This window comes from Halorubrum sp. SD626R (assembly GCF_001261915.1).
Taxonomy (GTDB): Archaea; Halobacteriota; Halobacteria; order Halobacteriales; family Haloferacaceae; genus Halorubrum.
Window position 1 is genome coordinate 1 of record NZ_CVRT01000012.1, and the last position, 7,693, is coordinate 7,693.

Here is a 7,693-nt window from a genome sequence, read left to right on the forward strand (position 1 = left end):
TCCCTCGCGCGTGCTGCTCGGCCGCGAGGCGGCCTCGCAGGCACGCGCCACCGCAGGAGATAGTTATAAATCGTTGAGGGACGGTTCGGGCTCAGCTGCGATCGGAGCCGATCCGGACGAACCGTCGCTCTTTATTCACCGGCCGATCCACGGATCGGTATGCAGCTCTCCGAGTACGCGGAGCGGCTCGACGAGGAGCTCGACGCGGCGGCGTACGCCGACGTCGACGCCAGCGCGAACGGGCTCCAGGTGGGTCCCAACGACGCCGAGGTCGAGCGCGTCGCCTTCGCGGTCGACGCCGCCGAGGCGACGATCGAGGCCGCGGCCGACGCGGGCGCCGACGTCCTCGTCGTTCACCACGGGATCTCGTGGGGCGGGATCGAGCGCGTCACCGGGTCGACCTACGACCGGATTGAGGCGCTGATCGAGAACGACCTCGCCCTCTACGTTTCGCACCTCCCGCTGGACGGGCACCCCGACCTCGGCAACGCGGCCGGAGTCGCCGACGCGGTCGGCGTCAGAGACCGGGAGGCCTTCGGCGAGATCGGACCGGTCACGATCGGGACGATCGGCGGGCTCGACGCGCCCCGGTCGGCCGCGTCGATCCGCGAGACGCTCGACGGCTTCGAGGGGCAGCCGGACGGGGAGTCGTCGTCGACGCGGGTCCTCGACTTCGGCCCCGGAGAGATCGAGCGCGTCGCGGTCGTCACCGGCTCGGGCGTCGACTGGCTCGACGAGGCGGTCGCGGCGGGCGCCGACGCGCTGATTACCGGCGAGGGGAAACAACAGGTCTACCACGACGCGCGGGAGGCCGGGATCACGGTGTTCCTCGGGGGCCACTACGCGACCGAGACGTTCGGGGTGCGGTCCCTCGAATCGCTGTCGGCGGAGTGGGGGCTGGAGACGGAGTACGTGAGCCATCCGACCGGGCTCTGAGTCCGACCGGAGCCGTGGAGGGCTCCGGCCCGGTGCCTCCCGAACGCAACCCTTACCGCCCGCGTCCGCCCACCTCGGGTATGCGCGATCACTTCGAGATTCGGGACCACGACGCTGCCGGGCGGATCGGCCGGCTGGAGGTCCCCCGCGCCGGCGTCACGGTCGAGACGCCGGCGCTGCTGCCGGTCGTCAACCCCAACGTGCTCACGATAGCGCCGTCGCGGCTCCGCGAGGAGTTCGGCGCGGAGATGCTGATCACCAACTCCTACATCATCCGGAGCACGGACCGGATCCGCGACCGGGTGCTGGCGGAGGGTCTGCACGACTTCCTCGAGTTCGACGGCGCGATCATGACCGACTCCGGCTCCTTCCAGCTCGCCGAGTACGGCGACATCGACGTGACCACCGAGGAGATCGTCGAGTTCCAGCGGGAGATCGGGAGCGACGTGGCGACCCCCGTCGACGTGCCGACGCCGCCCGACGTCGACCGCGAGCGCGCCGAGCGGGAGCTGGAGACCACGCAGCGCGCCCTCGCCGACGCGGAGGCGGCGGAGACGGGGGAGATGCTCGTCAACGCGCCCGTGCAGGGCTCGACGTTCCCGGACCTCCGGGAGGAAGCCGGGCGACACGCGACCGAGACCGACCTCGACGTGTTCCCGGTGGGCGCGATGGTGCCGCTGCTCAACTCCTACCGCTACGCCGAGGTCGTCGAGGCGGTGCGGGCCGCGAAGCGCGGGCTCGACCCGGACGCGCCCGTCCACCTGTTCGGCGCGGGCCACCCGATGATGCTCGCGCTGGCGGTCGCCGCCGGCTGCGACCTCTTCGACTCGGCCGCCTACGCGCTGATGGCGCGCGACGGGCGCTACCTCACGGTATCCGGCACCGAACATTTAGAGGAAATGGAGTACTTCCCCTGCTCGTGTCCGGTCTGCGCCGAGCACACGCCCGCCGAGCTTCGGGAGATGGAGGGGAGCGACGGGGAGGGGGACGGCGGCGCCGACGCGTCCGCCGAGCGACTGCTCGCCGAGCACAACCTCCACGTCACCTTCGAGGAGCTCCGCCGCGTGAAGGCCGCGATCCGGTCCGGCAACCTCCTCGAACTGGTCGACCGCCGGGCCCGCGGCCACCCCGCGATGCTCGACGGCTACCGGGCCCTGCTGGACCACGCCGACGAGCTGGAGCGCACGGACCCGGTCTCGAAGGACGCGTTCTTCTACACCTCCCACGAGTCGGCCCGGCGCCCCGAGATCCGCCGTCACCGCGACCGGCTCGCCCGGCTGGAGGTCCCAGACCGCCTGCTGCTCACGGAGTCGAACGCGCCCTCGACGCACGACTACGACGCGGTGTGGCGCGTGAAGCCGCCGCTCGGCCCCTTCCCGCGGGCGCTCTCGGAGACGTACCCCCTCACCGCGGAGGTTCCGGAGCGGCTCGACGAGGCCGCGCGGGTCGCCGCGGCCGAGGGCGTCGCCGCGCTCGCGTCGGCAAATCCCGACACCGAGATTACACTCGGCCACGACGGCTGGTCCGAGGCGGCGCTCGACGCCGTCCCCGACCGCGTCGAGACGGAGGACCTGCGGACGCTCGGGCGGTCGGGGTAACGGGGCTACTCGTCTCCCGACCCCATCCGCGCCGAGTAGTCCCACGTGTGAAGCCGCTCCGGCTCGATCCGGATCCGGACCTCCTCGCGCTCCGGGCGGAGGAGCCGGTTCCCGGTCGGGTTGTCGACGCCGCCGAGGTAGCGCTCCAACAGGGCGCGGAGCAGCTCCTTGTCCGCGTCCGGCGACACGGTCGCGCGGCCGTGACCCCGAACTCCCTTGTACGGCGGGTCGTTCGTCGACATCTCGAAGGAGACGTGGTCGTCGTGCGCGAGGAACGAGACGAGGTCGGCGTCGGCGCTCGTCGCGCAGTTGACCGCGCCGTCCCACGAGAACCACAGCGAGACGATCCACGGGTCGTCCGCGGGCGTGCGACAGCCGAGCCGGACCGGCACGCGCGCGTCGGCCAGGAACTCGTCGACGCGGTCGCGGTCCCAGGGGCCGGACGGGTCCATGCGATCCCTTCGGTCGGGTCCGGCCTAACGGTTGCGGCCGCCCCCGTCTCGACGGCCGCGACGCGGAACACAAGAGAATTGACCGTCCCCGCGCGAGGGGACGTATGACCGACCACTTCGAGGTCCACGAGCGCGACGGCGCCGCCCGACTCGGGGAGCTGCGGCTCGCCGAGCCGGTGACGACGCCGGCGCTCGCGGACCCGTTCCTCGAGGACGCGGGCAGCCTCTGGGCCGGCGACCGGGAGGTCCCCGACGGCGACGACGCCGCGCTGACTGTCCTGCCGCACCGCTCGTTCCCCGCGGGGACCCGCGAGGAGGTCCGCGAGTCGTTCGCGGTCGATCACCCCGACGTCGGCTACCCCGCCGCGGCGGTCGTCGACAGCGAGAGCGCCCGCGACGTGGGCGCCGACGCGTACCTGCTCTCGGACGCGTCTGGGGTCGTCGGCCACGGCGAGGCGTTCCGCGACGCGATCGTGTCGGCGAAGGAGGCGCTCCCGGCCGACACCGCGCTGTTCCTCTCGGGCGTCGCCACGCCGCTGAACGTCGCCCTGCTCGCGTACGCCGGCGTCGACCTCGTGGACGCGACGCTCGCGCGGACGAAGGGGACGCAGGGGATGTATCTCACCGCCGACGCCGAGCACTTCCTCGAGGACCTCGACGAGCTACCGTGCGCCTGTCCCGCCTGCGCCGGCCCCCGCGAGGAGTTCACCCGGGCCGACTGCGCCGACCACAACGTCAACGCGCTCCGCGCCGAGCTCCGGCGCGTCCGCGAGCGGATCCGGGCGGGTCGCCTGCGGGACTACGTCGAGGGGCAGGCCCGCCACGAGGGGTGGCTCACGGCCGCGTTCCGCGAGTTCGACGACCAGTGGGGCTACCTGGAGGAGCGGACGCCACTCATGCGCGACGCCGAGGTGACCGCGGCGAGCGCGGAGACGCTGGACCGCGTCGAGATCCGGCGGTTCGCCGACCGCGTCACGAGCCGGTACCGGAACCGGTTCACCGACCAGCCGCTCGTGTTGGTGCCCTGCTCGGCCACGAAGCCGTACAGCGACTCCCAGAGCCACCGCCAGTTCCACGACGCGATCCAGTGGCGCGGCCACACCGTCTCGATGACCTCCCCGATCGGCGTGGTGCCCCAGGAACTGGAGACGACCTACCCCGCGCAACACTACGACGCGGTCGTCACCGGCGACTGGAGCGAGGACGAGATCGGGTTCGTCGCCGAGGTGTTACGGCGATACATCGAACGAAACGACTACGCCCGCGTCGTCGCGCACGTCCCCGAGGAGGGCTACCGCGAGATCTGTGAACGGGTCGAGCGCGACCCGGAGATTGACGTTCCCTTCGAGTACACCTGCGTCGGCCACCCGACGAGCGACGAGTCGCTCGGGGAGCTCAACGCCGCCCTCCAGGGCGAGCCCGCCTACAGCAAGCGCGAGCGCGAGCACAACACCGTCCGGGCGCTCGCCGACTACCTGCTCGGCGACGGCGCCGGCGACGACCTGTTCGGCGGGCCGGGCGAGGCGTCAATTCGGACCACCGGCCGCTACCCCAAGCTCCAGGTGTGGGGCGACGACCCGGACGCCGGCCGAGAGGGGGAGCCGGGCGAGCAGCTCGCGACGATGGTACCGCAGTACGGCACCCTCTCGTTCACCCTCGCCGGCGCGCGCCGGTGGGTCGAGAGCGACGCACCGACCAAGCGCGTCGAGATCGACCCGTTCGTCCCGCACGGCTCCGTGCTCGCGCCCGGCGTCGTCGACGCGGACGACGACATCCGCGTCGGCGACGAGGTCGTCATCGAGGGGCCGAAAGCGTTCGCGGTCGGTCGCGCCGAGATGTCCGGGCCGGAGATGGTCGACTCGACGCGCGGCGTCGCCAGCGAGGTCCGCCACGTCGACGAGAAGTAGCGATTAGGCGCGACGACCGTCTACAACTTATCTGCGGTGGCGCGTGCCGACGAGCAGCCGACAGGCTGCTCGTCGCACGCGCGAGGGAGCCGGTGAGCGCTCCGAGAGCGCGAACCGCGAGGCTGGGGAGGGATGAGGTGCGGTGCTGTGCGGGCGGGTGGGACTCAAAGGGGCAGCCGCGAGGACGGCGCAGGCGACGCAAGCACCGCAACGAGGGAGCGAACGAAGTAAGTGACCGAGTGAGGCGCGCAGCGAGCGTGCGCCGTCCTCGCGGCTGGGGCTTCGGAGGTGTTCACCGGAGATCCAGAGTCAGCAAATTATAGCCGAGCGGCTGGGGCTTTGGAGATGTCCGGCGGCGACGTACGGACGGTGATTCGTAAACGGTCGACGGATTCCTCGTACGATCGGTGAATCAGTAGCTTCAAAACCGCGCCGGACCGATCCGCGGGCATGGCGCTCGAAAAGAACGTCGACTGCCCCTCGTGTGGCGAGACTCAGTCGTTCTACCGAACCGCGGCGATGACCCTCCACCTCGGCGAGAAGACGAAGTGGCGCTGTCCCGAGTGCGGCTACGGCTACGTCGAGATCGACGGTATCGACACGCTGCCGGCCTGAAGGCGGCAGAGGTTCTGCTCCGAGTCTGAGCCGAACGAAGTAAGACTATTTATACCGAGACGGCCGGTCGCTGAAGCGCAAATCGCTTATCTGCGCGTCATGGTCCCCGACGGATCGATATCGAACGCCAGCGTACCGCTCTCGTCCTCGTCACCGGGATAGTAGTGGACGTGGTCCTGATCTGTCAGGCTGCTATTGTCCTCGAAGACGCTGTACTCCACGAGGTACCGCCGTTTTTCAGCAACGTCGTCACGGGCGGTTTGCCCGTCTGGCTCGACATCGATCTGTCCCGAAAACACCCGAGCGTCGCTTCTGGAACCGTCCCTCGCTGGTCGTGAAAGCGTCACCTCGATCGTGTAGGGGCTCTCGGAATGGTTGAAAACGACCACGGAGAGCATCGGGGAATCGGAGAGGGACCCCGAACAGCCGGCCAACCCTACGCAGAGAGGAATCGTGCTCCGGAGGAAGGAACGACGTCTCATTTCGAATTACTGTTCGTGGCGTTCGCCGCCAGATCACGGGCCGTGTCTACCCACTCGTGCTCCGGAAACGGTGCGCGCTCCACGCTGTACGTGTAGCGATACGGACGCTCGTCCGCGTCCCGCGTGATGTCGTACCCGTAGAGGAGACCGTCTTCGACGCCGAGTCGGAGCGTTCCGTTGATCAGCGGTGGCGCTCCGGAGTCCGAGCGCGTGCCGGTCGCTCGATACGTGATGATCGGAACACCATGATGCGTCGTCCTGTTGACCGCCTCCCAATGGTATGAATCGAGGAGCATCGTGTGCCGACCGATGTTCGTGGGCGCGATCTGGCCGTAGTGCGGGTCGTACCGATAGTACGCGTCGGTCGCGTCCTCGTAGGCGAACTGCGGGTCCGAAGCGAACTGCTCGCGTTGGTGCTCGGGGAGGCTCTCTGCGGGTTGGAAGAACGCGTATTCCGTCCCGTTGCGATACACTTCGGCGTCGTGCCAGCGGTCGGCGAGGATCTCTCCCGTCGGGGAGTTGATGTAGTACTCGCCCTCTACGAGTCGACGCTCGGGGGGTGCCGAATAGCGAATGGCGTACGATTCCCAGTGTGTACGGGGCGTATGCGTGAGGTTAGCGTCACCGGCGTCGAGATCCGAGAAGTTGATCTGATCCGGTCCCGCTCCAGGGGGATACGCTTGGTCGGCGTCGAGAGGTCCGGAGGGGACAGACCAAACGGAGATGAAAGCGACGGAAGCGACGACTACGACGACGACCGTCAGTAAGCCAGCGACGAGGTGGCGTCGGTCCATACGCGATCGAACGCTCGCTATCGTGTTATACATACGTGACAATTAAAGCGAGTTTAGTGTTATAGAGTGACATAGTTCCGCTCGGCGGTGACCGAGACGATCTCTCCGTCGACTACGATTCGCGCAGAAGTATCACGCGACAAAACCTCCGACAGAAAACGCATCAAAAAATGTCGCAGTCGAGTGGATCCGACGGCCGCGCCCGGTCCGATCAGTCGTCGTCGCTCTCGCTCGCCGTGATCGGGTCGCGCTCCTCGTCGGTGAAGCCGGCCGACTCCTCGTGTCGGGCCGACGCCTCGGGGTCGAAGCGAGCCTCGACCTCCTGGTACCGCGGGACGAACGAGAGCTCGTGGTGGCTCTCCGTCTCGTGGCCGAGGTAACGGTCCTCTAACTCGAACTGGGCCCGCTCGTCGTTCTCGGCGATGTTCTTCATGTCCTCGTACACCGCGTGGGCGCCCGAGTGGAGCCCGTAGAGGGTGATGAAGATGTACTGGTAGCCGAGGTCGCCGAGCTCCGCGAACGTGAGCGGGTCCTCCTCCTCGCTCCACGCGAACGACGAGGAGTAGTTGAACGCGAGGTCGAGGTCCGGGTGGGTCTCGTGGATCGTCTCGGCGTACTCGACCGCGTCCTCGCGGGACGGGTCGGGCATCTCCGGCCAGACGAGGTCGACGCCGGCGTCGGCGTAGATCCGGCCGCGTTCGAGGTGCTCCTCCCAGTCACCGTTGGCGGAGCCGTAGGCGTCGGTCCGGGCGATGATGACCGTGTCCTCGCTCTGCTTGGCGTCGACGGCCGCCTCGAAGCGCGACCGGGCCTGCTCGCGGGAGACGATCCGCTTGCCAGCGATGTGGCCGCACCGCTTCGGCGAGGTCTGGTCCTCGATGTGGACGGCGGCGACGCCGGCCTTCTCGT

The 7,693-nt window shown here is 69.1% G+C and carries 8 protein-coding genes; 4 read left to right on the forward strand and 4 right to left on the reverse strand.

Going from position 1 to position 7,693, the window contains the following annotated elements; translation table 11 throughout:
- The first annotated feature begins 159 nt into the window (after positions 1-159).
- Entirely contained in the window at positions 160-936 is a 777-nt protein-coding gene (locus SD626R_RS00525; protein WP_092562018.1) for a Nif3-like dinuclear metal center hexameric protein, read from the forward strand.
- Positions 937-1,016: 80 nt separating this feature from the next.
- Positions 1,017-2,534 carry a tRNA guanosine(15) transglycosylase TgtA gene (gene tgtA, locus SD626R_RS00530; RefSeq protein ID WP_092562022.1) on the forward strand — a complete coding sequence of 506 codons (1,518 nt, stop codon included), beginning with the start codon at positions 1,017-1,019 and terminating at the stop codon, positions 2,532-2,534.
- Between the two features lie 5 nt (positions 2,535-2,539).
- On the opposite strand, the gene SD626R_RS00535 is transcribed toward tgtA, so the two are convergent.
- Positions 2,540-2,986, reverse strand: coding sequence for a pyridoxamine 5'-phosphate oxidase family protein (locus SD626R_RS00535; protein ID WP_092562025.1), 447 nt, complete (start codon positions 2,984-2,986; stop codon positions 2,540-2,542).
- 104 nt (positions 2,987-3,090) lie between these two features.
- Here SD626R_RS00535 and arcS point away from each other — a divergent pair, with 104 nt between their 5' ends.
- Both arcS and SD626R_RS16625 read left to right on the forward strand, forming a co-directional pair.
- A complete protein-coding gene (gene arcS, locus SD626R_RS00540) occupies positions 3,091-4,893 on the forward strand; it encodes an archaeosine synthase subunit alpha (RefSeq protein WP_092562028.1) in 1,803 nt (600 codons plus the stop codon).
- Between the two features lie 450 nt (positions 4,894-5,343).
- Positions 5,344-5,508 (forward strand): DUF7838 family putative zinc beta-ribbon protein, encoded by a 165-nt coding sequence (locus SD626R_RS16625; protein WP_176697240.1) that lies wholly within the window; start codon positions 5,344-5,346, stop codon positions 5,506-5,508.
- Between the two features lie 86 nt (positions 5,509-5,594).
- Here the strand turns inward: SD626R_RS16625 and SD626R_RS00545 are convergent, their stop codons facing one another.
- The 3 genes from SD626R_RS00545 to SD626R_RS00555 all read right to left on the reverse strand — a co-directional run.
- Positions 5,595-5,906, reverse strand: a complete 312-nt coding sequence (locus SD626R_RS00545) for a hypothetical protein (protein WP_241996680.1) — start codon at positions 5,904-5,906, stop codon at positions 5,595-5,597.
- Between the two features lie 80 nt (positions 5,907-5,986).
- Positions 5,987-6,784: a hypothetical protein gene (locus SD626R_RS00550; RefSeq protein ID WP_092562034.1), complete on the reverse strand. Its 798-nt coding sequence runs from the start codon at positions 6,782-6,784 to the stop codon at positions 5,987-5,989.
- Positions 6,785-6,995: 211 nt separating this feature from the next.
- Positions 6,996-7,693, reverse strand: a 698-nt coding sequence (locus SD626R_RS00555; RefSeq protein WP_092562037.1) for an isocitrate lyase/PEP mutase family protein, incomplete at its 5' end; no start/stop codon positions are given.

Excerpts from the sequence above, each read along its gene's own strand:
- SD626R_RS00525 (WP_092562018.1), top strand. The coding sequence starts at position 160 with ATGCAGCTCTCCGAGTACGCGGAGCGGCTCGACGAGGAGCTCGACGCG.
- tgtA (WP_092562022.1), top strand. The coding sequence starts at position 1,017 with ATGCGCGATCACTTCGAGATTCGGGACCACGACGCTGCCGGGCGGATC.
- SD626R_RS00545 (WP_241996680.1), bottom strand. The coding sequence starts at position 5,906 with ATGCTCTCCGTGGTCGTTTTCAACCATTCCGAGAGCCCCTACACGATC.
- arcS (WP_092562028.1), top strand. The coding sequence starts at position 3,091 with ATGACCGACCACTTCGAGGTCCACGAGCGCGACGGCGCCGCCCGACTC.
- SD626R_RS00550 (WP_092562034.1), bottom strand. The coding sequence starts at position 6,784 with ATGGACCGACGCCACCTCGTCGCTGGCTTACTGACGGTCGTCGTCGTA.
- SD626R_RS16625 (WP_176697240.1), top strand. The coding sequence starts at position 5,344 with ATGGCGCTCGAAAAGAACGTCGACTGCCCCTCGTGTGGCGAGACTCAG.
- SD626R_RS00535 (WP_092562025.1), bottom strand. The coding sequence starts at position 2,986 with ATGGACCCGTCCGGCCCCTGGGACCGCGACCGCGTCGACGAGTTCCTG.